This window comes from Henriciella algicola (assembly GCF_003576245.1).
Classification (GTDB): Bacteria; Pseudomonadota; Alphaproteobacteria; order Caulobacterales; family Hyphomonadaceae; genus Henriciella; species Henriciella algicola.
Genome location: NZ_QWGA01000007.1, coordinates 392,491 through 416,271, shown reverse-complemented (window position 1 = coordinate 416,271; position 23,781 = coordinate 392,491). Strand labels below are relative to the sequence as shown.

Below are 23,781 nucleotides of genomic sequence, written 5' to 3'. Positions count from 1 at the left end.
CGGCTCAGCCTTTCTCAAGGCGTTTGACGTCGTCCCAGAGCGCACCCTGATCATCGAGCGACAGCTCGCTGAATGTCTTGCCCTGATCGGACGCCAGCTGCTCCATCGCGCGAAACCGGCGCTCGAACTTGGCGTTGGAGCGGCGAAGCGCAATTTCCGGGTCAAGCTTGAAGCGCCGCGCGAGATTGGCTGCCACGAAGAGAAGGTCGCCGATTTCGTCCTCGATAGCGTCCAGGTCGCCGCTATCAATAGCTTCGCGAACTTCGTCGCATTCCTCATCAAGCTTCATCAGGATGTCGCGCGGCTCGGTCCAGTCAAAACCCGTGCGGGCGGCGCGCTTCTGGATCTTCTCGGCGCGCATGAGCGCAGGAAGTGCCTTCGCGACGCCAGCAAGTGCGGACGTGTCTTCGGTGACGGCGCCCTTGGCGGCGCGTTCGCGCGCCTTGATGGCTTCCCAGGCTTCGGTCTGCGTATCGGCGTCGCGTTCCTCGGCATCTCCGAAGACATGCGGGTGGCGCCGGACCATCTTGTCATTGATGCTACGGGCGACGTCCTCGACGTCAAAAAGACCGGAATCCTGAGCGATCTGGCTGTGGAAAACGACCTGTAGAAGAAGGTCGCCGAGTTCGTCTTTCAGATCAGTGAAATCCTCACGCTCGATCGCATCGGCGACTTCATAAGCTTCCTCGATCGTATAAGGCGCGATTGTCTCAAAAGTTTGCTCCAGATCCCAGGGGCAGCCGCCATCAGGATTGCGCAATTGCTGCATGATGGATTTGAGGCGTTCAAACTCGCTATCGGAGGGTTTTGTCATGAAAAGCTGGCGCTCCGGTTTGATGATTGGCGGTTCGTACGAACATCCGAGACGTTAACTGGCCCAGTCGTACCAGTCGGTTCAAAGCCCGATAGGGCGGTTTCTGTATGAGACGGCGCTGCGCCGCACGCGTCAATCGTAGCTGCGTGAGACGCTGGTGGCGCTAGTGTGAGCGTCGCTAAATACATCGCTTGAGCCGGAGATAAAACTGGCCGGGGATGTGGCCGCGCCGCTCATAACAAAAATCGCATAATCAATATTATGGGAAATAATGAGATGCGGTCAGAGCTCGAAATCGACGGAGAGGCCGTCATAGGCAGGCCGCACGTGCGCGGGCAGCTCATTACAGAGCGTCTGATAATCAAGATCGATATGCAGGTTTGTGAGCCAGGCTTTCTTCGGCGCAAGCTCGTCAATCCAGCCGAGCGCGCGGTCCAGATGTGCGTGGCTCGGATGTTCGGTGTAGCGTAACGCGTCGAGGATCAGAATATCGACGCCAGCGATCGCTTCGAGGCTCTCAGGCGGGAAATCGTGCAGGTCGTTGCAGTAAGCGAGGTTCCCGATGCGGAAGCCGAGGCTCATGATCCGTCCGTGCATCTGTTCAACTGGCAGGAGCGTTACCGGCCCCCCTTCTCCGTCGATACTGAACGGCTCTAGCGGAACGATATCGTCCTGGCGGTCGAGAATGGGCGGATAGCCGCCATGCCCCTCGAAACAATAGCCGAAGCGCTTTGTCAGCGTCTCAGCGGTGCGCGCATCGAGATAGGTCGGCACGCGCTTGCGCATACGCAGTGCCAGCGCCCGAACGTCGTCAATGCCATGGGATTGGTCTGCATGGTCATGCGTGTAGACCAGAGCATCCAGGTGACGGACCTCCGCATCAAGCAATTGGTCGCGTAGCTCTGGAGATGAGTCGATCAGGATGCGTGTGCACTTGTCAGGTGTATCCAACGGACCTGCATCGACGAGAACGCAGCAACGTCTGCGTCTGTTGCGCGGCTCATTCGGGTCACATGCGCCCCAGTCATTCCCGACGCGCGGTACGCCGCCGGAGGAACCTGTTCCGAGAAATGTGAAGCGCCCGGTTCTGTTCATATATCTACTTTATTGAATAAAGTCAATGCGTTATCTTCGCATATTGAAGTTATTTCTTCGCGCGACTTGTCGTGAAGTGCCGCCAGAGCGTCAGCAACATATGGCAGATAGGCAGGTTCATTGCGGCGCCCGCGATAAGGCACAGGCGCGAGATACGGACAGTCCGTCTCAAGAATAATGCGCTCTAGCGGAATGGTGGAGATGACGGCGCGAACATCCTTCGCATTCTTAAAGGACAGGATGCCGGACACTGAAAAATAGGCACCGAGCGCCAGACCGCGGTCCGCGAGCTCCTGGCCGCCCGTATAGCAATGAAGAAGGATGCCGAACGGTCCGTTCTTGTATTCGTCTTCCAGAATATCGGCCGTCAGGCTGTCTGCCTCGCGCGTATGGACTACCAGGGGCAGTCCGGTTTCGCGTGCTGCTGCGATGTGGCGCCGGAAGTTCGCGATCTGCTCAGCCTTTGCCGAATAGCCATAGTGGAAATCGAGGCCCGTCTCACCGATGGCGACCGTGAACGGGTCCCCTGCCGCGCGGATCAGGTCTTCGACGGTGAGATCCTGAAAGTCCTTGGCGTGATGCGGATGGACGCCAACCGTGTTCCAGATGTCGTCATTCGCGTCTGCGATCGCCTTCACGGCCGGATAGTTGTCGAACCGATCGCAAATCGCGAGGAAACGGCGAATGCCAGTTTCCCGGGCGCGTGCGAGTACCTCTTCGCGGTCCGCCTTAAACGCCTCGGCGTGCAGGTTTACATGCGTGTCGAACATAGGCTGCGACTTAGACCTTCCCGGTGCCGGTTTGAAGGGTCGAGACGAGCTTTGATGCGGCCTGAACGGGTGTCATGTGCAGATTGCGCTGTGAGGCGACAATATTGTGGAGCTGGAACCAGATATCCGCCCAGGCTGGCGATGCCTCAGCCTTTTCGCTGACCCAGCTCATCAGCTCTTCAGCAAACACGCCGAAAGCGGCCTCGTCCTCGGCTGCTGCCTGTATCGTCGTCGAGAGGACGGCGTCGGCAGGCTTTGGCAGGGCTTTGAGAAAGCTTCGTGCGGCGTGTGAGGCTGCCAGCACTTTGGGGCCGGTCAACGCCTCTGCGCGCCCCGGCCGGCCGGCCACGAGGTCCGCGACCTGCTGCGGCGATTCAACTTCCTGAGCCTGCAAAGCCTGCAGCGTCTCCTCCTTGGAAAGACTGGTCAGCCGAAGCGACTGACAGCGTGACCGGATCGTCGCAAGCACGGGCACTGTCGCGTGAGAGATCAGGAACAGCATCGCGCGTGGCGGTGGCTCTTCCAGTGTCTTCAGCAGCGCATTGCGGCCATTGGCATTCATCTCATCGAGGGAATCGAGAATGCCGATGCGCCAGCCCCCGAGCGCCGGCTTCAGGGAAAAGAACTGGTTGAGCTCGCGGATCTGGTCGACCGCGATGTCCTGCTTCAGCTTGCCATTGTCGCCGACCGCACGCTGGACGTGCTTCAAGTCCGGATGTCCGGATGAGAGCACTTTCTGCATGACGGGGTCAGATGTCGCCGCACCGGCCCTGTCACCTTCATCAGCCGGTTTGGCGCCAAGAAGCATCGCAGCCAGACGAAGCGCAAAACGTGCCTTGCCGATACCTGACGGCCCTTCAATGATCCAGGCGTGGTGAAGGCGTCCACCATCCATGGCCTTCAGGAATTTGTCCTGCGCGGCCTTGTGGCCGAACATTGGGAGCGCGATCTCTCCGCTCATGAGGCGTCTTCAATCGCTTTGAGCGCGTCGGAGAGAACTGCGGCTTCCGGCTGTGTGGCGTCGATGACCTTGCAGCGGTCTGGATGAGCTGCGGCTAGATCGAGAAAGCCCTGCCGGACGTCCTTGTGGAAATCGAGCGGCATGGCCTCGAAGACGTCTGACCCGCCGCGCGCCTTGCGCCGGGCCATCAGCTCTTCAACGGGGCCATCCAGGACGAGTGTCAGGTCAGGCTGCAGCTCTCCCACGACAAGGTCGTCCAGCATTTCGATGACCGCCGGTGCCAGACCGCCGAGCCGTTGGTAGACACGCGTAGAGTCAGCGAACCGGTCGCAGATGACGTTCTGACCTCCTGCGAGCGCCGGTTGGATCAGCTTTTCGAGATGGTCGCGCCGCGCGGCATAAACCAGCAAGGCTTCGCTCATAGCGCTCCAGCGCGTGTCGGATGGGGGTGACAGAACAAGGCCGCGCAATGTCTCCGCAAGCGGAGTGCCGCCCGGCTCCCGTGTGACAGTGACCGGCTGGCCGCTTTCTAGGAAATGCGTTTCCAGGCCTGCGATCAGCGTAGACTTGCCGGTTCCTTCGCCGCCCTCAATCGTTATGAACCGCCCGCGACGGCTCATTGGTCACCGCCTGCTCCCATTTTGAGGCTGAGCCCGGCAACTGCCTTGCCCATGAAGCCGAGCTTCTCAACAGACGACGTCGCAATCAAGGGCGCCGTGACAGGTTCGTCGCGCCCTTCCATGGTGATAACCAGCGTGGCGACCTGCTGGCCCTCTTCGATCGGTGCTGAGAGCGGACCATCATAGACGATCTCCGTCGACGCTTCGTCAAAGGCGCGCTTATGGCCCGCAACGCGAAGTGGCTGCTCCAGGCGGACGCCGACAGTGCTGGCTTCGCCGTTCCAGACTGGAAGTTCGGCAAAGGCCTCTTCTGAAGGTTCGACAGTGCGCGTATCAAAAGCGGTGAAGGCAAGACGCATGAGGCGCTCTGACTCTTCAGCGCGGGCCTGCGAGCTTGGAAGACCGTTCAGCACCATGATCATTCTCTGGCCGTCTCGTTCAGCAGAGGCGGTGAGGCCATAGCCCGAGACTTCGAGGTGGCCGGTCTTGAGGCCGTCGGCGCCGTCCATCGAATAGAGGAGCGGATTGCGGTTGCCCTGGGTGATGCCGTTCCAGCTCATCTCCAGCTCGGAATAGTATTTGTAGTATTGCGGGTATTTCCGGATTTCGAGGGCTGCCAGTTTGGCGAGGTCTGCAGCAGAGATGACGTGTCCGTCTGCCGGGAGGCCGCTGGCATTCTCGAAATTGGCCGAATCCAGTCCAAGCTCATGCGCAAGGTCGGTCATCCGGTCCGCGAATGCCTCTTCAGAGCCCGCGAGCCCTTCGGCGAGAACAATGCACGCATCATTGCCCGATAGCACGATCACGCCGCGCAGGAGTTCCTCGACCGTTGGCGTTTCGCCGATCTTGAGGCCCATGGTCGAACCGCCCGTGGCCCAGCCACCTTCGCGCCATGCCCGCTCGCTGACCACCAGTTCGTCGTCGAGCGAGATCTCGCCGCGCTCAATGGCGTCATAGACCACGTGCGCCGTCATGATCTTGGTCATCGAGGCCGGGATCATGGCCTCAGAGCCGCGCTTGGAGAACAGGATGTCGCCGGTCTCATAGTCCATGATGACGGCGTATTCTGCTTCAGTGTCGATATACTGGGCAGATGCCGGCAGCGCCGCGGCTGCGAGGACAGAGAGGGCGGCAAGCAGGTTCGGGCGAAGCATTTTCGGGTCTCCGGGAATAGGTAACGCGGTGAAGCGATAACCTAGACCACAGACGGCGTTTTGGAACCCGGGTCAATGCAGGAGGCTGTATCAGCCAGACGTGACGAAGCCGTCCCGGAAGCCAAGCTGGCGCAGGCTGGCGCGGGCTCTGTCCGCCGCATCGCGCGACTGGAACGGGCCGACCATGACCCTGTGATAGGTCTGGCCTCTCACATTCGCCGCCTGCAACTCGCTCGATAGTCCGCCGCCGATGCGGCCTGCAACGTCACTGGCCTTGCTGCGCTCTGTGAACGAGCCAACCTGAACGAAAAGCGAGCCTGATGTGGGAGGCGGAGCGGCCTGGCGTTCAACTGGGGCTTCAGGTTCGAAGCTGGCTTGCAGGACTTGAGGCTCTCGGTCGGATTCTGCGCGAACTGGAGCGCCGGGGCCGAGGTTCTCGACCATGACCTGAGCGCCAAAGGGCCTCGATATACCAAGGAGTTCGGCGGCATCGGGGGAAAGCGTCAGTGTCTCTTCACGCCGCGCTGATGTGCGGCTCGTAATATAGACAACGAGTTCGGCGTTGTTCTGTGGATTGCGGACATGAGCGAGGCTGTTAAGCGGCAAGCTTGGATGGCCGGCGACCATCCGCTCTCCAGAGCGGGAAAGCGCGGAGGAAATCGCGACCTCGTTCATGGTCGCGCCGCCAAGGTCAGGTGAAGGCGCACTGATCGGCGGGCTTAGGGATACCGGGGTTCGAACGCTTCCGGGATAGGCGAATTCGATCTTGCGGCGCACCTGGGGCAATGTGCCTGAGCCGGTATGAGTCACCGGTCCGCGCCATGTGTCCTGAACAGCTTTCGGGTTCAGTCGCGGCCTCGCTGTTCCGGCTCTGGCTGTTATCGGCACGGGCCTCGCCTGCTCAATCGAAGTGAGGCGAACGAAGTCGATCGGCGCGGCATCTCTCGGACCGGCATGAGCCGATAGCGGTAACATGGAAGCTAGCAGTGTCGTCGCTGCGAGCGCGCGCAGCCCAGCATGGGCGTTGAAAGCCATGGCAACCTCATTCTGAAGTCATGTTTTCGTGTCCGACTTTCTGCCGACGCACGGACCGATTTATTCGGTCATAAGGGGACGCTAGCCCAACAAGGTACAGATCTCTTGAAGGCTAACTGAAACTTCTGGCCTTTTGCGGTAGGGTTTTGATTACGAAATCGCCCTGCTCTATCGGCTGACGATGAAGCCTTCGCCGAGCCCCAGCGATTTCAAATTCTGGCGCGCCCGCTCGCCCGCTTCACGTGTGGCGAAAGGGCCTGCAAAAACGCGGAAATAGTCGGCATTGTTGATCCGGACCGCTTCGATGTCGATCTGGAAGCTGGATGCGAGAAGTTGGGAGACGTCCTGGGCATTATTGATGCGCGTAAATGAGCCAACCTGCACGTAAAGCTGCGGACCGCTCGCGGCAGCTGGAACAACTGGTTGCGCAGGAGGTGATTCAGGAGCCGCGGGGATGGGAGCAAGATCACTTGCCGCAACCGGGCGCAGATCATCCGGGCCTGGCTGATAGCTGGCAAATTGATCAGGCGCGGCGCTGACCGGCGGCGTCGCGTGAGAGGCAACTGGCGCGGCGACTGGCGGTGCGACTGGCTGTGCAACCGGTGCCGGATTGCCGAGCTGCGCTGGCGTCGGAACGGACTTGCCCGGGTCAGGCACGCCGAGCGAAGGCTCTACACCGCCGAGAAGCGTGTCGTCATAAAGGGTCGGTTGTGGCCCCCTGCTCTCCGGCTCAGGCCAGGATTCGGCCTGAGCGTTTACGGCGTACTGATTGGTCGTGTCGTACTGGACGTTTTGCTTTGAAGGCGCTGGGCCCAGATAGTCCAGCGTTACTGTGGCAACCCCCTGCTCCAGCATGCCGAGTGTTTCAGCGGCCCGGCGCGAAAGATCGATGATGCGGCCGCCCGTGAAGGGCCCGCGATCATTGACGCGGACGACGATCTCCCGGCCGTTTGACTGGTTCGTGACCTTTACGAGGCTCGGCAGTGGCAGGCTTGGATGAGCGGCTGTCAGCTGCGCGGCATCAAATATCTCACCGCTCGCCGTCGGGCGGCCATTGAACGCGCGGCCATACCAGGACGCTTTTCCACTTTCCTTGGCGGCGACGAATGACGTTCTGGCATTTGCCGGATTGAGGAGCGGCGCTGAATAGTTCAGTCCACTGCCCGGCCGCGAAATATCAAAATCTACGGTGTCTGCTGACGCCGGCAGTGATATTAGGCACAGCGCGATAGCACTCGTCAGGAAGCGGGCTGACACAGGAATCGATGTCACTCTGGGACCTCGTTTGATGCGCGGGTTGAGCTCTGGCCGAAACCTGCCTGCGCAAGCAACAGCCAACCTAGCCTCCCCAGTGGTTCAAATTACGGTGCAAATTCCAAACAAAGGGTTTCTTTGATTGGGATCCTGAGCAGTGAGGTCGCCTCAGATTAAGGCGGAAATGAGGTTCAGCACTGCTATTGCATTTGCGCGCATAATGTCAGAGACAGCGCCCCACGCGGAGGGATGGCAGAGTGGTTGAATGCACTAGTCTTGAAAACTAGCGAGCGTGCAAGCGTTCCCGGGGTTCGAATCCCCGTCCCTCCGCCAGACTAGCCTTCTTTTTTTTCACTCCGCTTCCTCGCTTCGCTCGTCACATGAGTGGCGCGCTTCGGTTTGATCCCCGCTTCGCGATGGATCGGGCTCAGGGCTGCTTTTCACTCATTCCGCTCATCCCGGCGCAGGCCGGGGTCTCGGGAGGCTTCGGGTCTTCTTTCAGTGATTTTCTTCTCCATCCTTCGACAGGCTCAGGATGAGGAAGCGCGTGCGGCCGCAGGCCCTGTCGGGCTGCGGTACTAGCATCCGCAGACACCTGCGCAGGCAGGTGTCCATGAGGGACACGATGAGGCAGCGCGTCTGATTGGAGGCTGCACTCTGGATACCTGCCTTCGCAGGTATCTTCGGGAGGTGGGTTTTTGGGTTGGTGGGGCTGATCGTGGCCGCGTGGTTCGACTTCGCTAACCATGCGGAGCTTGGGTTGATGGTTGTGGCTAGGGTGGGATGATTTGAAGGGGTGAATGCGCGGTGGTGCTTAAAACTTCAGCTAATCTGCGTGCTGTCAGACGGGCGGGTCTTTGAATTTTAGCGCCATTCAGGTCCTGCCAGAACTCAGAGGTATTAAGAGGCAGCCGTTTCCAAGGCTCGCGCGACGCGACCGCTGTCCAGTCATTCGGGGCTGGTTTGTCCGCGAAGGCTTGTAGCGTGATATAGATGCGGCCTTTCTTGCAGACCGAGTAGCCAACAAGGCCAGAGCGGTGTTCTGCGCGTCTCGCTATGAGGTAACGGTTGAGCCAGTACAGCTCCCAGAGGAAGACGGGCCAGTACCAGAGCTCCAGCTCTGCCAAAACGTCGAGGATCCAGTCACGGGCGATCATGGGACTAATCTACCCTGTGCCCCTCAGCTGTCGGAATCTCTGGTGCAGGCAGGGTGTTTCTGACGGTGCAGTGACGGTGTTCGGGGAGTGCAGGCGGCTTGGGATCAGGCCGCCTCCTCTCGATCCTCACCGGTCGAGCGTTCTGCGGATTCTTCGAGGATGCCGCGCTGGTCCCAGTCTCCTTCCGGGCGGATGAGAATGAACGGGTCGCTTCCGGCGGTGAGCGGGGTTGGGTGGCGTGGGACCGGGATGTCAATCTCGAGATAGTCGAAGTCCGAAAAGCTGAAGCTCTCGCGTCCTTCCTGCAATTCGCAATGGAGAACGCGCGACCAGAGAGGCCAGAGACGTGCCTGGATCTGGCCGATCATCAGGCGGTAACCCTTGCGGGCGGCAATTTCGATCGCGTGGGCCAGCAGGATGCGTTCAATGTGCCTTCCCCGCATGGAGGGCAGGATGCAGACGCGCTCGATCTTGCCGAAGTCAGCAAACCATCTGAGGCGCAGTGTGCCAACGGGTTCGCGGCCGATGAAGGCGATGAGGTGGAGTGCGGCAAGGTCATTGCCGTCATACTCCTCATCATAGGGGCAGCGCTGTTCAGCCATGAAGACGGCGGCGCGGATCGCGAAAACGCGCTGGAGGTCGTCGAGCGACTGGACCGGGCGCACACGCAGGGCGCGAAAACTGTCAGGTGTGGGCGGACGGCGCAGGGCCTTGCAGCCTGTCGCCGGATAAGCGAGGGGCGTCGTCATTGGTCGGCGCTCACGGGATCAGAAACGAAAAGGTCTTTCAGGCCGCCCTGCAGCGGCCGATAGCCGAGTGTCAGCATCGATCGGGCCCCATCTTCGGTGGCGCCGCGGGCATAGGTTGGTACGGGGGCGAAGGCATTGAGCCGCAAATCACCTGCGGCCATGAGGACCGATTTTCGCGCCTCGCGCGTGGCCCCAGCATAGATGCCGCAATAGACGCCGAAGATTGGCGTATTGGCCGGTGCAATGTGGCGGATGGCCGGGTCTGCCGGGTTGAAACTGCCATTCTCGACAGCCGCCCTGCCCTCTTCTGTGACGGGCACCACCAGAAAGATACCAGCGATCGGATCGCCGGTGTTCCAGATCGTCATCTGCGTGATCGCATCGACGGTGGCGACGACTTCCGGGCGGGCCAATGCGCCGCCGACCAGCGTTTCGCCAAGCTTCAGGGTCTCAACGACTTCGGTTGGTCTTGCACGCCGTAGCGCGTACTTTCCCATGATGTGTGCCACCAGATCGGGTGAGGAATTGCAGTAAGGTCGGGCGGCTTGTGATACAACTGTGCGGTGAATGGTCATAAAAAACTCCCTTTACGCGAGATTCTTCGTTTTTCGCGCAAGGGTTGTCAAGTTGTGCAATTTACTTTTTTCCAATTCGGGGTCAGGGCATGGGCGTCGCCCTTGGTCCGGAAGGCATTTGAATGAAGAAGACATCCCTCGATTGGGACAAGCTGCGCGTTTTTGGAGTTGTCGCTGAGCTGAAAAGCCTGACTGCAGCAGGCAAACGTCTCGGCGAATCGACCCCTACCGTCAGCCGGAAAATCGACGAGCTCGAGAAAATGCTCGGCTGCGGGCTGTTCAACCGCACGACGAAGGGCGTGGAGCTGACCGAGGCGGGACGAGAGGTTCAGAGGCGCACACGCGCCATGAGCGATAGCGCCAATGATATCATCAATACGGTGAGTGACCTCGATCTCGAAGGAACCGGCAGCCTTCGGTTTTCAGGGCAGGACGGCGTTGCCTCGCACTGGCTTGCGCGTCTTATCCCGCAATTTCAGGACGAACGGCCGGGCGTCGACCTCGATTTCCAGATTGCCGATCGCGATGCAGATCTCGCCGCCGGTGACGCCGATCTCAGCATAACATTCAGCGAGCCGCGTCAGAGAGATATCCTCTCCATCCGGCTTGGTGTGCTGCACTATATGTTCTTTGCGACGATGGATTACCTTGACGGTCGCACGGCACCGGCCAGTCTTTATGACCTGCAGGGGCATGACGTGCTGATCCACGACGCCTACTCCTACCAGATCGAAAACTGGTCCAGCCGGGCGGTGGACCTGAAGAAGGCGATTCGGTTCAAGCTACAGACGAATTCGGGCACGGTCCTGCGCGAGATATGCGCAGCTGGCGGGGGAATCGCGGTGATGCCCTCATATGTCGTCGAACTCGACCCGCGACTGGTAGCGCTGGACCTTCAGGAGGTCGCACCGATCCAGTTCTGGCTGACTTATACGCCGCGCATGCAGCGCCTGTCGCATGGACGCCAGTTCATCGACTGGACGCGAAAACAGTTCTCAAATGAGAAATCGCCCTGGTTTCAGGACACGTTTGTGCATCCCAACCAGTTCGACAAGTATGCAAGGCGAGACCGATAGGTCTCTATACTTCAGAACGTCTTGAGAATTGTGATAATCGCCTCAAGCTTTTTGGGGTCATCAATCGTTCGTGTGACGCGGCTGACCTCAGCGCGCATCCGGTCGATTTCACTGTCGCCGCCATCAGCATTTCCAAGCAGGACCTCGTCCGGGAACAGATGGTCGATCGGCACTGCGAGCAGGTTGGCAATCGCTGCGAGTGTGCCAGCGCTGATACGGTTGGTGCCGTTCTCATACTTGTGAACCTGTTGATATGACAGGCCAAGCTGCTTGGCGAGATCGTCTAGCGTCATGCCGACGCGGCGACGCGCCTGACGTACGAGTTGCCCAATACCGCGATCGGCATCACTCACCTTGCGCGGCGAAGCGGTCAAAACTGTGCTCATCGGAACCCCTCGTGAATTGCAACTCTAGCTGGCAGTTATTGATATAGGTTATCGCCTAGCTTTATCCGTTACATCAATCGGGACGTTCATAAAAAATATGAAACACAAATATAGCTGAGAGTTTAGAGAAAGTTTTCAATAATATAGAATTGCAAAAAAAAGGGCTGCCGAGTGGCAGCCCAGTTCAAGCAAGAAGGACGCCGGCGGGCAAAGCGTCAGGAGATTGTTTCTCCCATCTCTGCGGCCGACGACCTATGGATAGCAAAGCCTGGCTGAACACCTTCACGCACGGTTTGTTGTGCGGCGTTCAGCTGCCGCTTTCAGTGATCAGCCGATCTTCCAGTCACTCAGAATCTCGTCTGTGTGGGCACCCGGGCTGGCGGGAGGCCGCTGGATTTCGCCTGGCGTCTTGGAGAAGCGCGGCGCTGGGGCCGGCTGGGTCACGCCTTCATAGTTGACGAAGGTCTGGCGTTCCTTGTTGTGCGGATGCTCTGGCGCTTCGGTCATGGAGAGGACCGGGGCGAAGCAGACATCGGTGCCTTCCATGATCTCGCACCACTCATCACGGGTCTTGGTCTTGAAGACGTCGATGATCTTGGCTTTGAGCTCTGGCCATTTGGACCGGTCCATCTGGCGCTGGAAGTCTGGGTCGGTGAGGCCGGCTTTCTCCAGCAGGAGCGCATAGAATTGCGGCTCGATCGACCCGATGGCGACATAGCCGCCATCCTTGGTCTCATAGGTGTCGTAGAAGTGCGCACCGCCATCGAGCATGTTGTCCTCACGCTCATCGCTCCAGACACCCATGGCGCGCATGCCGAAGAACATGGAGGTCAGGGATGCCGCGCCGTCTGTCATGGCAACGTCGATCACCTGCCCCTCACCGCCGCCGCGGGCGTTGAGGATTGCCGCCAGAAGACCGAAGGCGAGATAGAGCGCGCCGCCGCCATAGTCGCCAATGAGGTTGAGCGGCGGGTATGGACGCTCACCCTTGCGGCCCATGGCGCCGAGTGCGCCGGTGAGCGCGATATAGTTGAGGTCGTGGCCGGCAGCCTGTGACAGCGGGCCGAACTGACCCCAGCCGGTCATCCGGCCATAGGCAAGCTTCGGGTTGCGCGCGAGGACGACATCCGGGCCAAGGCCAAGGCGTTCCATGACGCCCGGGCGGAAGCCTTCGATCAGGCCATCAGCCTTTTCGATCAGCTTGAGCGCGGTTTCGACATCGTCCGGGTTCTTGAGGTCGAGCGCGATGGAGCGGCGACCACGTGATTCGACATTGGCTGGCGTGGCAGCGCGCCCGCCCTTGCCTGCCCTGTCGATGCGCACGACGTCTGCGCCAAGGTCTGACAGGAGCATGCCGCAGAACGGCCCCGGCCCAATGCCCTGAAATTCAACAATCCTGATGCCTGTAAGTGGTCCGCTGGCCATCGCCTCGCTCCTCCCTGATTTCGCAATGGCGAGACCATATAAGAGCGGGTCTGGCTGCCAAGACTTGCCGTCGCGTCGCACCGGTCGCTGGTCTGCAGCGGCGAAGGGGCGGTCAGGCGGGTGTCAGGGCGCTGAGTTCACGAAGCAGATTGCGGATGAGCTGGATGCGCTTTTCCTTCTCGTCCGGCGCGCGGGTGACGACCAGCTTGCCATCCGGGCGAAGCTTCATGGAATTCGGGCGCGACTGGACGATGGTCATCAGCTCGCGCGGCTCCACGGGCGTGTCTTCGCGGAAGGCCATGACGATGCCTTTCGGGCCGGAATCGAGTTTGCCGATGCCAAGCTTCTTACAGGCTGCCTTGATGGCGGTGATGTCGAGAAGCTGTTTGGTCTCTTCGGGGAGTGGGCCGAACCGGTCGATAAGCTCGGCGGCGAAACGCTCGCGGCCTTCATCGGTGTCGATCTCAGCCAAGCGGCGGTAGAGGCCGAGGCGGACGCCAAGGTCCTCGACATAGTCTTCCGGGATGAGAACCGCGACGCCGAGATTGATCTGCGGCGACCAGTCATCTGCGACTTCTTCTTCGAGGTCGCTGCCGGATTTGAGGGCGTTGACCGCGTCTTCCAGCATGGACTGGTAAAGCTCGACGCCGACTTCCTTGACGTGGCCGGACTGCTGGTCGCCGAGGAGGTTGCCGGAGCCGCGCATGTCGAGGTCGTGGCTCGCAAGCTGGAAGCCTGCGCCAAGGCTGTCGAGCGATTGCAGGATGCGAAGGCGGCGCTCAGCGCCCGGCGTCATCACATGCTCACGCGGCGTGGTGAGGTAGGCATAGGCACGAAGCTTGGAGCGACCGACGCGTCCACGAAGCTGGTAGAGCTGCGCCAGGCCGAACATGTCGGAGCGATAGATGACAAGCGTGTTGGCGCGCGGAATGTCGAGCCCGCTTTCCACGATTGTGGTCGAGAGGAGCACGTCATACTCGCCCTCATAAAAGGCGGTCATTATGTCTTCGAGCTCTGTCGGTGGCATCTGCCCGTGGGCGACGATGAAGCTCACCTCAGGCACGTTGTCGCGCATGAAGGTTTCGAGGAAATCGAGGTCAGAGATGCGTGGGGCGACGAAGAAGGCCTGACCGCCGCGATACTTCTCGCGCAGCAGCGCCTCCCGGATCGTGACAGTATCGAACTCGGCGACATAGGTCCGCACTGACAGGCGGTCGACGGGCGGGGTCGCGATGATGGAAAGGTCGCGAATGCCGGTGAGCGCCATCTGCAGGGTGCGCGGAATCGGCGTTGCCGACAGCGTCAGGACGTGGACGTCCGATTTCAGCTCTTTCAGGCGTTCCTTGTGCTTCACGCCAAAGCGTTGCTCCTCGTCGACGATGAGCAGGCCGAGGCGCTTGAACTCGATCGACTTTGACAGGAGTGCGTGGGTACCGACGACGATATCGACATCGCCGCTGGTTAGGCCGTCGCGGGCGTCGTTCGCTTCCTTCTGTGTCACCATGCGCGACAGGTGGCGGACTTTGACCGGCCAGTTGGCGAAGCGTTCGGCGAAGGATTTGAAGTGCTGGCGCGCGAGCAGCGTGGTCGGGGCGATGACGGCGACCTGCATACCGCTCATTGCGGCCACGAAGGCGGCGCGAAGGGCAACTTCCGTCTTGCCGAAGCCGACATCGCCGCAGACCAGGCGGTCCATCGGCTTGCCGCTGGCGAGGTCTTCGAGTGTGTCCTCGATGGCGTTGAGCTGGTCGTCTGTCTCTTCGTAAGGGAAGCGGGCGGCGAACTCTTCATAGAGCCCCTGCCCTGTCGTCGTTGGTTCGGCCTTCTTGAGTTCGCGCGCGGCGGCGATCTCCAGCAGCTCTGCTGCCATTTCGAGGATGCGCTTCTTGGCTTTCGCCTTGCGGGTCTGCCAGCCGACGCCGCCGAGTTTATCAACGGCGCTTTCGGCGTCATCGCTGCCATAGCGACTGATGAGGTCGACGTTCTCGACCGGCAGGTAGATCTTGTCGCCGCCGGAATATTCGAGCTCCAGACAGTCATGCGGCGCGCCGGTCAGTTCCAGCGTCTTGAGGCCGGCATAGCGACCGACACCATGATCGACGTGCACGACGAGGTCGCCTGTATTGAGGGATGCGGCTTCGGAAATGAAGTTCGCGGCCTTGCGTTTGCGACGAGGGGCTGCGAGCCGGTCACCGAGCACGTCGGGCTCTGAGATGATGGCGAGGGAATCGGTCTCGATCCCCTGCTCCAGCGGCAGTTCGCAGATGCTGAGGCCAGCCGTGACCGCCGCTTCCATCGAATAGACTCGCGGCAGTGCGCCGAGCCCGTGATCGTCCATGACATTGACGAGCCGATCGGCAGAGCCGGACGTCCACGCCCCGAAGATAACGGTCAGGCCTTTCTCGCGCAGCGCCCGCGCATGGGCGGCGGCCGATTTGAAGACGTTCGTCTCTGGCTGTGCGCGTTCCGGTGCGAAGTCGCGGCCGTGCTTACCGCCGAGGTCGATGCCAGTTTCGGCGCCTGCGGCAGAGAAGCGGGCGATGCCACGTGCGGAAAGCTCTTCGTCGAGCTCTCGATTGCTCAGATAGAGTGCGTCTGGCGGAAGGACGCGCGATGGGCGGTCCTCGGTGGCCGCTTCGAGCCGGGCGGCGTGATAGTCCTCGGCCTGTGAGCGGCGCTCACTTGAGGCCTCGCCCGCCAGATAGCCAAAGCCGATCAGGGCGTCGTTGCCGATATAATCGAACAGGCTGTCGAGATGGTCGTGGAAGAGCGGGAGCCAGTTTTCGAGACCCTGCCGCCTGATCTGGGCCCGCGCGGCCTCATACATCGTGTCGCCGCCTGGCGCGCCGAAGGCATCGAGATATTTCTCACGAAACAGGCTGAGCGTGTCGCTGGAGAAGAGAATCTCCGAGACGGGTGCAAGCGTGATTGATGGCAGCTCGCGCGTCGAAATCTGGGTTTCCGGATTGAAGGCTTTCAGCTGGTCCAGCGTATCACCGAACAGGTCGAGCCGGATCGGTTCATCGCTGGTCGGCGGATAGATATCGATGATGCCGCCGCGAATGGCGTACTCGCCCCGCTCACTCACCGTAGAGGAGCGGATGTAGCCGTTGACGGACAGGTAGTCAGTGAGCGCGTCCTCTGCGAGCTCTTCGCCGACACTCATGGAAAAGCTGGCCGCGCGCATTGTTTCGCGCGGTGGCAGGCGCTGGATCAGGGATGAGCCCGTCGTGATGACCAGAAGCGGCTTGCTGCCTTCGCGTTGCTGCGCAATGCGCGCGAGCGCGGCGCAGCGCTGGGATGCCACAGCGGCGCTCGGGCTGACCCGGTCATAAGGAAGCATGTCCCAGCCTGGCAGAAGGACGCGGTCCATCGTCGGGTGGAAGAATTCGGCGAGCTTAAGGGCAGTCGCCGCAGTCTTGTCGTCCCGCGCGACATAGAGCGCGATGCCGCCCTTGTTCAGAAGGGTGTCCTGAAAGGCTTTGATGTCCAGCCCGAAGGGCGCGCCTGAGACGTTCGTCGGCGCAGACAGGCTGGTGAGGCGCGAAGGGCTGGGCATTGGTCGATCACCTGGCGGGACAGACAGGAGCGCGCCTTCAGCGCGTTCGCCGTGTTTTTAGAGAGCGCGCGCGTCGTATCTAAAGCCGAGCAACTGGTCCAGCACAGGCCCTGCATAATTTGGCGGCACAGGTTTGTTGCCAATAATCCAGGCGTAGACTTCCCAGTCTGGCGTGGCGAGCAGGCGTTCGAACTCATCAAGTTCGGTCTCGGACATGGCGTCGATCTTTTGCTGGGCGAACTGGCCCATGATCAGGTCCATTTCCCGGAAGCCGCGGCGCGACGCGCGGAACTGGAGTTTGCGTTTACGTTCTTCCACGAGAGATACCTCTGTTTGAGCGTGAAACCGTCACATAGGTGAAGCTTGAGCGATTGCCCACCGACCTCTTCAATTGAAGCCTGCGACGCTTTCGATATTGTCAGCTGACCCATGCGTGATGAACGACTCTTTCCCCTGTTCCAGCCCGTCGACAAGCTTCCGGGGATTGGTCCCAAGCTGAAGCCGGTCTTCGAACGGCTTATAGACGGCGATACGGTCTGGGATCTTCTGCTGCACCTGCCGGAAAAATGGCTGGACCGCCGGGTGCGCGACAGCTTTCAAGAATTGGTTGCTGGCGAAGTCTCAACGGTTCGCGGCGAAGTCATGTCGTACAAGGCACCCTATTCTGACCGGGCACCGCACCGCATCCAGCTCTTCGATGGCAGCGGTTTTCTGACGCTGACCTATTTTCGTGCTGACCCGCGCTGGCTTCAGGGACAGTTCCCGGTTGGCAAGGAGCGGATCGTGTCTGGCCTCGTCAGTGAGTTTCAGCGTGAACGGCAGATGTCGCATCCAGACCATGTCGTGGACCCGGCGCGGGGTGAGCCGCCGCCGCCCGTAGAGCCAATCTATCGGCTGACGGCCGGACTGACGAACAAACGTGTGCATTCAGCGATGATCGCGGCGCTGGACCTCGTTCCGGACGATTTGCCGGAATGGCTGGGCAGTGATCTCGTCGCCGCGCAGCACTGGCCGGGTTTCAAGGCGGCGCTGGCCGGTCTGCATACGCCTGACGCTTTCGACCCTGACGCGTTCGAACTGGCACGCCGGCGCCTGTCCTATGACGAAGCCCTGGCACGTGAGATCATCTTTGCCTTTGCACGCGAAAGCCGCGCCCGCAGGACTGCGCCGCCGCTTGAGGGGCCGAATGATGCGTTGAATGCGCTGTCGGCGCGTCTGCCCTACAAGCTGACATCCGCGCAGAGGCGGGCGATCCGCGAGATCGCAGATGATGTTGCAAGGCCGCACCCGATGAGGCGGATGCTGCAGGGGGATGTCGGCGCGGGTAAGACGCTGGTCGCGGTCATGGCCGCGTTGAAAGCGGTGTCAGCTGGCTACCAGGCCACCTTCATGGCGCCCACCGAAGTGCTGGCGCGTCAGCAATATGAGACAGTAGCAGGGTTGCTCGCGCCCCTCGGCCATGAGGTCGCGATCCTGACAGGCCGTGAGAAAGGTCCAAAGCGCGAATCAACGCTGATGGGTCTTGCCGATGGCAGCATCCATGTGGCTGTCGGGACGCAGGCTCTGTTTCAGGAGAGCGTTTCTTTCCGGAAGCTTGGCCTCATCGTGGTGGATGAACAGCATCGCTTTGGCGTTGCCGACCGGATGCGCCTCATCGAGAAGGCGTCAGCACCGCATATGCTGGTGATGAGTGCGACACCTATTCCGAGAACGCTGGCGCAGGCGGTGCATGGCGACCTCGATATTTCGATCCTTGATGAGAAACCTGCAGGCCGCCAGCCGATCGAGACGCGTGCGATTCCCGACACACGCATCGAGGACGTCGTCGAAGCGATCGGACGGGCGATTGACCGGGGTGAGCGTGTCTTCTGGGTCTGTCCGCGCGTCGATGCAGATGAAGATGACAGCTCAGCCGTCGCCCGCGCCGCTGCGCTGGAGGACTGGCTCGGGCAGAAGGTCGGCCTCGTGCATGGCCGGCTGCGCGGCGACCAGAAGGATGAAGCTCTGGAAGCGTTCAGACGCGGCGATACGAAAGTGCTTGTCGCGACGACGGTGATTGAGGTTGGCGTTGATGTGCCCGATGCCACGGTTATGGTGATCGAGCGGGCCGAAGGCTTTGGCCTTGCACAGCTGCATCAGCTGCGCGGGCGGGTGGGACGCGGTGAGCGCAAATCCTATTGCATCCTGCTCTACCGCCCTCCCCTCGGTGAGCTCGCGCACAAGCGGCTTGAGACGCTGCGCGAGACGGAGGACGGGTTCGCGATTGCCGAGGCGGACTTCAAGCTGCGCGGCCCCGGCGATGTGCTCGGCGTACGCCAGTCCGGCGCCGTTGATTACAGGATTGCCGACCTACAGACCGACGCCGACCTTATCGAGATTGCCCGCAAGGATGCACGCTATGCGATTGAAACCGACCCCGGCCTGGTGAGCGAGCGGGGTCAGGCGCTAAGCATCCTCAGGGAGCTTCTCAGTCCGATCGTCCGCCAGCGGGAGTGAGCGCTGCTCTGGTGTCTCTTCGCCGTGCTCGGGCACGACGAGACCAGCCGACAGAATCATCTTGGCGCCGTCCTCGATCGACATGTCCATCTCGATGCACTCGGATTCTCGCACATAGATGAGGAAGCCCGAGGTCGGGTTCGGGGTCGTTGGAACGAAGACACCGATAAAGTCGGCGCCGAGACGGTGCGCGATCTCACCCTTGGCGTTGGACGATACGAAGCCGATGCACCATGAGCCGACCTTCGGGTATTCGACCATCACTACGCGGTCATAGGAGGCCTGCTGGTTGTTGGTGAGCACCTCGATCAGCTGTTTGAAGGCGGCATAGACGTTGCGGACAATTGGCACGCTGGAGAGAAGCCGGTCTGCGCCCCGCACGACCGAACGACCGAGAAGGTTCGTGGTAATGGCGCCCAGTATCGTCAGCGCGACGATCATCACGATCACGCCAAAGCCGGGAATCGCTATGTTCGTATAGGTCTCTGGCTGAATGATCGGCGGCAGCAGGGGTTTGACCCTGTTGTCGATGAAATTGATCAGGAATTGCAGGACGAAAAAGGTGATCGCAATCGGGGCGGCGATGACCATGCCTGCGAGGAATCTACCCCGCAGCCATGCCCACAGACTGGGCCGTTTTGGCTCGGGTGCCATCAATCCGTTGTCAGAGTGACCGGATTTATCCGCCATAAAAGCGCTCCTGAAAAGTGGTCTGGGTTTACGTTGAGTATGGCTTGGAGATCATATGATTTCCGTTAATTGTGGCGAAGATGAGTGAGAAACAAGAATTCGATAGCAGGCTGCAGGCGGTCCTTAGACGCGTGTATGGCGAGCAGACAGCGCTGGCCTCTGCCAACCGGCTGTCAGGTGGCGCAAGCCAGGAAACCTGGCTGCTTACCCTCAATGGTACCGGAGCCCCGGAGACGCTGATCCTGCGCCGCGCGCCGGAAGGCATGGAAGCGACCGATGATTCGCGAGCGATTGGCCTGCCGAACGAAGCAAAGCTGATCCGTAAGGCTCAGCATGCCGGCGTGGCCGTGCCTGAAGTCGTCCATGTGCTGGAGCCGGATGAAGGCGTCGGCGAAGGCTTCATCATGTCCCGCGTCGAAGGGGAGACGATCGCGCGTCGCATCCTGCGCGATGATGAGTATGCCAAGGCACGGGAAAACCTGCCGGCACAATGTGGCCGTGCACTGGCTGGTATTCATCGCATTGATGGCTCTGATGTGCCGCGTATTCGCGAGAGCACCGGCCTCGCGCAGGTCGAGCAGTATGAGCAGACCTATCAGGAGATCGGTGTCTGCAGGCCCATCTTCGACCTTGCGATTGTCTGGTTGAAAGAAAATGCGCCCAAGCCGCTGGAACCGATGCTGGTGCATGGCGATTTCCGCCTCGGCAATATCATGGTGGATGAGCAGGGTCTGGCGGCCGTTCTGGACTGGGAACTCGCCCATTATGGCGACCCGCGTGAGGACATTGGCTGGATGTGCACCAATTCCTGGCGCTTCGGGCAGTCTGACAAACGGCTTGGCGGCTTTGGCGATGTCGAGCCTCTGCTAGAGGCCTATGCCGCTGCGGGCGGCGCAGAGTTCACGCCGCGCGATATCGACTGGTGGGACATGCTGGGCAGCATGAAGTGGGGCATCATGTGTATGGGCATGTACGAGACGTTCCGCTCTGGCGCCGATGCCAGTGTTGAGCGTGCCGCCATTGGCCGGCGCGTCTCCGAGACAGAAATGGACCTTGTGAACCTTCTGGAGGGCCAGCGTCATGCATGATCAGCCAAGTGTCAGTGAACTCGTCCAGGCGGTAAAGAATTTCGTCGATCATTCGGCAATGCCGGAGCTAAAAGGCCGCGCTGCATTCCATGCGCGCGTTGCGTCCAACGTGCTGGCGACGATCCTTCGGGACCTCGAAGCGCGCGAAGGCAATGACGCGGCAGAGTATGAGCGTCTCAAAGCCTTGCTGCCCGGCAGTGACGGGAAATCCCGCGAGGCGCTGAATGAGGAACTTCGCGACAAGATCCGCTCGGGCGAGCTGACGGTTGCGTCGGCGGCGCTGATGGATCACCTCAAAAAGACCGCAATTGCGCAGTTGAAGGTCGATCAACCGAAATACTCGGGACTGGCAACCGCTCTAGAGGACTGAATATGCGCCCTATCCTGATCGCGCTTGGCATTATCGCTGCGCTGGCTGTCGGTTGGGTCGCTTTCAAGGATAGAGTCTACGCGTCCTGGCTTGGTCAGGGTGAGCGCGAGGCTGCGGAGCCGGATTACTCGTTTGAAGAAGACTGGCTTCAGCGTCCAGCGGAAACGCCGCCGGGCGGATGGGCGAGCCCTTGGGGCGTCGATATCATCGTACTGGCGCCCTACCCGACCACGCCGCAGCCAGCTGGCCTGCTTCCGGCGTCGAGCGTTGTCAGCAAGGGCGATTATGCCGACTTCATGGATGAAGCCGGGCTCTCATCTGATGAGAGCGCGGTCATTTACGCGCCGTCCTACCGCGCGCCGTCGCCTGCGTCAGGGAAGCGGATGCGAACGGAAGCCAGCGCATTGGCCTCCCGAGACGTTGCAGCAGCCGTGTCCCGTTACGTGTCCGCTGATAACCGCAAGCGCGGCGTTCTGATCGTGGCTGCGCCCGGGACCGAAGCTCTACTGGAAGGCGCGCTTGGCGCCCTGCCCTCTGATGAAGATTTCCGCCAGCGCTTTGGGGGTGTCATGCTTCCAGCGGATATGGACGTGGCTGAGTGGACTGAGGCGGTAGGCGCATGCAGCGGCGCCGTTGAAGCGTGTGTGGTTTCGACGAGCCTTACTGCCAGCAAGCCTGTCAGGCGCTTTTTCCTGCCGAGCCTGCCGCGCCCGCGGCTGGTCTATAGCTATGACGGCACGTTGGCGCAGAGTGTCGAGGCACGCGCCGAGACGCTGTCGGTCTGGCTGGAAGAGACTCTGCCAAAGCCAGCAGAGCCGTTCGACACCTGGGCGGCAGAGGAAGTCGTGGATGTCGCCCCGATCCGTCGCCCAAACTCCGAACGTGATATTTCAGGCGAGCGCGGAAACTAGCTGCGCGAGCGCTCGATGATGCTGGTGGTCGATCGCCCTTCAAGAAGCGGCACGACGACCACCTCACCGCCCCGCGCCTTGACCGTATCGGCGCCGACGATCTCGTCCGGCTTGTAGTCGCCGCCCTTGACCAGAACGTCTGGCTGGATTGCATCGATCAGTTCGGCGGGCGTATCCTCGTCGAAGCTGGTGACGGCGTCCACGCAGGCGATGCCTGCGAGAAGCTCAGCGCGGTCCTGCTCGGTGTTTACAGGCCGGCTCTCGCCTTTGAGGCGTTTGACCGACGCGTCGGTATTGATCGCGACGATCAGGCGGTCACATTGTGCGCGGGCCTGGCGCAGGACCCGGAGGTGGCCGGGGTGCAGGATATCGAAACAGCCATTGGTGAAGCCGACACGCAGGCCGGATGCCCGCCACCGTACGGCCAGTTCAGCAATGTCCGAACGGCCTAGAAGACCTGCAGAGACAGGCGCTTCACCCGCTGAAAGTGCGCGGTGAAGCTCTTCTGCGCTGACAGTGGCCGTACCGACCTTGCCAACCACGATGCCGGATGCAGCGATGGCGAGGGCGACGGCGTCCTTTAGGTCTGCGCCTGCAGCAATCGCGGCGGCCAACGCGGCCATGCTGGTGTCACCCGCGCCGGACACGTCGAACACCTGCCGGGCTTCGCCCTTCATGTGGAAGGTTCTGTTGCTTTCATGCCAGGACATGCCCTTGCCTGCGCGGGTAACCACAAGCCGGGTGTCCGGTAGCAGGTTTGCCATCGCACTGAGGGCGGCATCGACGTCGCTGTCGCTTGCAGTGGGGAGCCCGCTTGCGGCGGCGAGTTCGCTCGCATTCGGCTTGATCAGGCTGGCGCCCGCATAGATGCTGAAATCCTTCGATTTCGGATCGACCAGAACCGGAATGTCATTGGCCTTCGCAGCCTTGATGCAAGCGTCAAAGACGACCGGATTGATCACGCCTTTTGCGTAATCAGACACGATAATCAGCGAGGCTGTCTTCGTCGCCGCTCCAACCAGTTTGCCGATCTCAAGTGAGGCATCCACGAGGTCCGGCCCGTCGTCTTCGGTGTCGACGCGGAGGAGTTGCTGCGTCCCTGCAATGAAACGGGTCTTGATTACGGTGGCCATGTGTGTGGTGCGCACAAGCTGGCAGCTGATCAGCGGATCGGCTTCAAGAAGGTCAGTAAGCTGCGTTCCAGCGTCATCGTCGCCGACGCAGCCGATCATGACTGTGCGCAGACCAAGCGCGCTGAGGTTTCGGGCGACGTTGCCTGCACCGCCCGGCACTTCAGTTGAACTGGTCTTCCGAAGGACTGGAACGGGGGCTTCGGGCGACACCCTGCCGACGCCGCCATAGACGTACCGGTCGAGCATCAGGTCCCCGACGCAGATGATCTGCTTGTCGCGAGCTTTTTCCAGAATCTCGGATATCTGCTGTCTCAAGCCGCATTACCCCGTGCCAGCTTCTAATTTTCGGTCGCGTCCTGTCTGACTAAACAAAGTTTTCCTTTGGCGCCAGACACATGGGATGTGGACAAGAATGATCCACGCCACAGTTTGCCACGTAAACGACTACAACATTGGGCAAGCA

22 protein-coding genes and 1 tRNA gene are annotated in these 23,781 nt (G+C 60.8%); 6 read left to right on the top strand and 17 right to left on the bottom strand.

Features of this window, described 5'->3' with window-relative positions:
* Positions 1-4 precede the first annotated feature (4 nt).
* The 8 genes from mazG to D1222_RS15780 all read right to left on the bottom strand — a co-directional run bounded on the left by mazG (position 5) and on the right by D1222_RS15780 (position 7,721).
* On the bottom strand, positions 5-814 hold the full coding sequence (gene mazG, locus D1222_RS11745; RefSeq protein WP_119454445.1) for a nucleoside triphosphate pyrophosphohydrolase: 810 nt from the start codon (positions 812-814) through the stop codon (positions 5-7).
* 282 nt (positions 815-1,096) lie between these two features.
* Positions 1,097-1,909: an MBL fold metallo-hydrolase gene (locus tag D1222_RS11740; protein ID WP_119454444.1), complete on the bottom strand. Its 813-nt coding sequence runs from the start codon at positions 1,907-1,909 to the stop codon at positions 1,097-1,099.
* Positions 1,906-2,679, bottom strand: coding sequence for a TatD family hydrolase (locus D1222_RS11735; protein ID WP_119454443.1), 774 nt, complete (start codon positions 2,677-2,679; stop codon positions 1,906-1,908). Before D1222_RS11735 ends, D1222_RS11740 begins: the two co-directional genes overlap by 4 nt.
* Before the next feature lie 10 nt (positions 2,680-2,689).
* Positions 2,690-3,640 carry a DNA polymerase III subunit delta' gene (locus tag D1222_RS11730; protein ID WP_119454442.1) on the bottom strand — a complete coding sequence of 317 codons (951 nt, stop codon included), beginning with the start codon at positions 3,638-3,640 and terminating at the stop codon, positions 2,690-2,692.
* The gene (tmk, locus tag D1222_RS11725) at positions 3,637-4,260 is read right to left on the bottom strand and encodes a dTMP kinase (protein ID WP_119454441.1); all 624 of its coding nucleotides are present in this window, start codon (positions 4,258-4,260) and stop codon (positions 3,637-3,639) included. Before tmk ends, D1222_RS11730 begins: the two co-directional genes overlap by 4 nt.
* Positions 4,257-5,414 (bottom strand): D-alanyl-D-alanine carboxypeptidase family protein, encoded by a 1,158-nt coding sequence (locus D1222_RS11720; RefSeq protein WP_119454440.1) that lies wholly within the window; start codon positions 5,412-5,414, stop codon positions 4,257-4,259. The genes tmk and D1222_RS11720 overlap by 4 nt, the downstream gene beginning before the upstream one ends.
* A 90-nt stretch (positions 5,415-5,504) precedes the next feature.
* A complete protein-coding gene (locus D1222_RS11715; RefSeq protein WP_119454439.1) occupies positions 5,505-6,449 on the bottom strand; it encodes an SPOR domain-containing protein in 945 nt (314 codons plus the stop codon).
* Positions 6,450-6,617: 168 nt separating this feature from the next.
* Positions 6,618-7,721 (bottom strand): septal ring lytic transglycosylase RlpA family protein, encoded by a 1,104-nt coding sequence (locus tag D1222_RS15780; RefSeq protein WP_233348717.1) that lies wholly within the window; start codon positions 7,719-7,721, stop codon positions 6,618-6,620.
* 225 nt (positions 7,722-7,946) lie between these two features.
* On the opposite strand from D1222_RS15780, the gene D1222_RS11705 reads away from it, so the two are divergent.
* Positions 7,947-8,036 (top strand) — tRNA-Ser (locus D1222_RS11705).
* Positions 8,037-8,476: 440 nt separating this feature from the next.
* On the opposite strand, the gene D1222_RS11700 is transcribed toward D1222_RS11705, so the two are convergent.
* The 3 genes from D1222_RS11700 to D1222_RS11690 all read right to left on the bottom strand — a co-directional run bounded on the left by D1222_RS11700 (position 8,477) and on the right by D1222_RS11690 (position 10,184).
* Positions 8,477-8,860 carry a hypothetical protein gene (locus tag D1222_RS11700; protein ID WP_119454438.1) on the bottom strand — a complete coding sequence of 128 codons (384 nt, stop codon included), beginning with the start codon at positions 8,858-8,860 and terminating at the stop codon, positions 8,477-8,479.
* 104 nt (positions 8,861-8,964) lie between these two features.
* Positions 8,965-9,609: a GNAT family N-acetyltransferase gene (locus D1222_RS11695; RefSeq protein ID WP_119454437.1), complete on the bottom strand. Its 645-nt coding sequence runs from the start codon at positions 9,607-9,609 to the stop codon at positions 8,965-8,967.
* Positions 9,606-10,184, bottom strand: a complete 579-nt coding sequence (locus D1222_RS11690; RefSeq protein WP_147371863.1) for a hypothetical protein — start codon at positions 10,182-10,184, stop codon at positions 9,606-9,608. Before D1222_RS11690 ends, D1222_RS11695 begins: the two co-directional genes overlap by 4 nt.
* 122 nt (positions 10,185-10,306) lie before the next feature.
* Between D1222_RS11690 and D1222_RS11685 the strand changes: the two genes are divergently transcribed.
* The gene (locus tag D1222_RS11685; protein ID WP_119454435.1) at positions 10,307-11,260 is read left to right on the top strand and encodes a LysR family transcriptional regulator; all 954 of its coding nucleotides are present in this window, start codon (positions 10,307-10,309) and stop codon (positions 11,258-11,260) included.
* Positions 11,261-11,271: 11 nt separating this feature from the next.
* Here the strand turns inward: D1222_RS11685 and D1222_RS11680 are convergent, their stop codons facing one another.
* The 4 genes from D1222_RS11680 to D1222_RS11665 all read right to left on the bottom strand — a co-directional run bounded on the left by D1222_RS11680 (position 11,272) and on the right by D1222_RS11665 (position 16,948).
* The gene (locus D1222_RS11680; protein ID WP_119454434.1) at positions 11,272-11,646 is read right to left on the bottom strand and encodes a helix-turn-helix domain-containing protein; all 375 of its coding nucleotides are present in this window, start codon (positions 11,644-11,646) and stop codon (positions 11,272-11,274) included.
* 327 nt (positions 11,647-11,973) lie between these two features.
* Positions 11,974-13,071, bottom strand: a complete 1,098-nt coding sequence (locus D1222_RS11675; RefSeq protein WP_119454433.1) for a CaiB/BaiF CoA transferase family protein — start codon at positions 13,069-13,071, stop codon at positions 11,974-11,976.
* 112 nt (positions 13,072-13,183) lie between these two features.
* Complete coding sequence (gene mfd / locus D1222_RS11670; protein ID WP_119454432.1) at positions 13,184-16,630, bottom strand: transcription-repair coupling factor; 3,447 nt, start codon at positions 16,628-16,630, stop codon at positions 13,184-13,186.
* A 57-nt stretch (positions 16,631-16,687) separates the two neighbouring features.
* The gene (locus D1222_RS11665) at positions 16,688-16,948 is read right to left on the bottom strand and encodes a succinate dehydrogenase assembly factor 2 (protein ID WP_119454431.1); all 261 of its coding nucleotides are present in this window, start codon (positions 16,946-16,948) and stop codon (positions 16,688-16,690) included.
* Between the two features lie 111 nt (positions 16,949-17,059).
* Here D1222_RS11665 and recG point away from each other — a divergent pair, with 111 nt between their 5' ends.
* A complete protein-coding gene (gene recG / locus D1222_RS11660; RefSeq protein WP_119454430.1) occupies positions 17,060-19,126 on the top strand; it encodes an ATP-dependent DNA helicase RecG in 2,067 nt (688 codons plus the stop codon).
* On the opposite strand, the gene D1222_RS11655 is transcribed toward recG, so the two are convergent.
* Positions 19,076-19,816, bottom strand: a complete 741-nt coding sequence (locus D1222_RS11655) for a DUF502 domain-containing protein (protein WP_119454429.1) — start codon at positions 19,814-19,816, stop codon at positions 19,076-19,078. The genes recG and D1222_RS11655 overlap by 51 nt on opposite strands.
* Positions 19,817-19,896: 80 nt before the next feature.
* Between D1222_RS11655 and D1222_RS11650 the strand changes: the two genes are divergently transcribed.
* The 3 genes from D1222_RS11650 to D1222_RS11640 are packed head-to-tail and all read left to right on the top strand — an operon-like array spanning position 19,897 to position 22,185.
* Complete coding sequence (locus tag D1222_RS11650; RefSeq protein ID WP_119454428.1) at positions 19,897-20,904, top strand: phosphotransferase family protein; 1,008 nt, start codon at positions 19,897-19,899, stop codon at positions 20,902-20,904.
* Positions 20,897-21,274, top strand: coding sequence for a DUF6285 domain-containing protein (locus tag D1222_RS11645; protein ID WP_119454427.1), 378 nt, complete (start codon positions 20,897-20,899; stop codon positions 21,272-21,274). Before D1222_RS11650 ends, D1222_RS11645 begins: the two co-directional genes overlap by 8 nt.
* 2 nt (positions 21,275-21,276) lie before the next feature.
* On the top strand, positions 21,277-22,185 hold the full coding sequence (locus D1222_RS11640; RefSeq protein WP_119454426.1) for a DUF3089 domain-containing protein: 909 nt from the start codon (positions 21,277-21,279) through the stop codon (positions 22,183-22,185).
* On the opposite strand, the gene rfaE2 is transcribed toward D1222_RS11640, so the two are convergent.
* Complete coding sequence (gene rfaE2 / locus D1222_RS11635; protein ID WP_119454425.1) at positions 22,182-23,633, bottom strand: D-glycero-beta-D-manno-heptose 1-phosphate adenylyltransferase; 1,452 nt, start codon at positions 23,631-23,633, stop codon at positions 22,182-22,184. The genes D1222_RS11640 and rfaE2 overlap by 4 nt on opposite strands.
* Between the last annotated feature and the right edge of the window lie 148 nt (positions 23,634-23,781).